Source organism: Actinosynnema sp. NPDC023794 (assembly GCF_040639675.1).
GTDB lineage: Bacteria > Actinomycetota > Actinomycetes > Mycobacteriales > Pseudonocardiaceae > Actinosynnema > Actinosynnema luteola.
On sequence record NZ_JBFAFR010000097.1, the window covers coordinates 1 to 1,409 of the forward strand.

The following is a 1,409-nucleotide window of genomic DNA, read 5'->3' on the forward strand; positions in this document are numbered from 1 at the left end:
AAGCGCTTGTCGGTGTCGCACGCGTTCCACTCCGTCCTCATGGACCCGATGTTGGACGACTTCCGGGCTGTCGTGGGGGAGTTGAGCTTCCGGGAGCCGACGATCCCGATCGCCACGACCGGTGACGTGACGGACCCGGAGTACTGGGTGCGGCACGTCCGTGACGCGGTGCGGTTCCACGATGCTGTGACGCAGTTGCAGGGCGCAGGTGTCACGAGGTTCGTCGAGGTCGGGCCGGACGGTGTGCTCAGCGCGCTGGTCGAGGAGGGCATCGCCATGCAGCGCAGGGACCGTGATGAGGCCCTGACGCTCGTGGCGGCTGTCGGGCGCTTCTTCACGACGGGTGGAGCGGTCGATTGGCGGGCGTTCTTCAGCGGCCGTGGGCGGCAGGTCGACGTGCCGACCTACGCGTTCCAGCGCGAGCGGTACTGGCTGCGTGAGCAGCGGTCGGGCGGTGACGCGGCGTCCATGGGCCTCGGGCAGGTCGAGCACCCGTTGCTCTCGGCGGTCGTGCCGTCGCCCGCGTCCGACGGCGTGGTGCTGACCGGCAGGCTGTCGGTCGACGCGCTGCCGTGGCTGGCTGACCACGACGTGTTCGGCAGCGTGCTGCTGCCCGGGACGGCGTTCGTGGAACTCGCCGTCGAGGCGGGCGACGAGGTGGGGTGCGGCACCCTCGAAGAGCTGATGCTGACCGCGCCCTTGGTCCTGCCGGCGACCGGCGGGGTGGCGCTGCAGGTGGTCGTGGACGTGCCGGACGGCGTCGGGCGGCGCGCGGTCTCGGTGTACTCGCGGGCGGACGCCACCGAGGCGCCGTGGGCGCTGCACGCGGAAGGCGTGCTCTCGGCTCGGACCCCGGCACCCGCGTTCGACCTGGGGCAGTGGCCGCCGGCCGGTGCGGAGCCGGTGGACGTCGACGGCCTCTACGACGCGCTGGCCGACGCGGGCCTGAACTACGGGCCGGTGTTCCAAGGGCTGAAGTCCGCCTGGCGGCACGGCGACGACGTGTTCGCGGACGTGGCCCTGCCGGACGACGTGGACGGCTCGACGTTCGGGGTGCACCCGGCGCTGCTGGACTCGTGCCTGCACGCGATCGGTCTCGCCGGTCGGACCGACGGGCGGACCATGCTCCCGTTCTCCTGGTCCGGGGTCACGCTGCACGCCGTCGCGGCGAGTCGGGTGCGCGTCCGGATCAGCCCGGCCGGTGAGGGCGCCGTGACGTTGCGGCTCGCGGATGCCGACGGCAACCCGGTCGCGTCGGTGGAGTCGTTGGCGTTGCGCCCGGTCTCGGAGGATCAGCTGGCTTCGTCGTCTGTGGAGTCGTTGTTCCGGGTGGAGTGGTCTCCGGTGTCGGCGTCTCCGGTGTCGGCGGATGTCGTGGTGTTGGAGGCTGGTGCGGCGGGTGCTGACCC

General features: G+C 72.1%; 1 protein-coding gene. It reads left to right on the forward strand.

Annotated features, from left to right (window positions below):
• Positions 1-39 precede the first annotated feature (39 nt).
• A partial coding sequence (locus tag AB0H12_RS45155) for a polyketide synthase dehydratase domain-containing protein (RefSeq protein WP_499632955.1) occupies positions 40-1,409 on the forward strand: 1,370 nt, incomplete at its 3' end.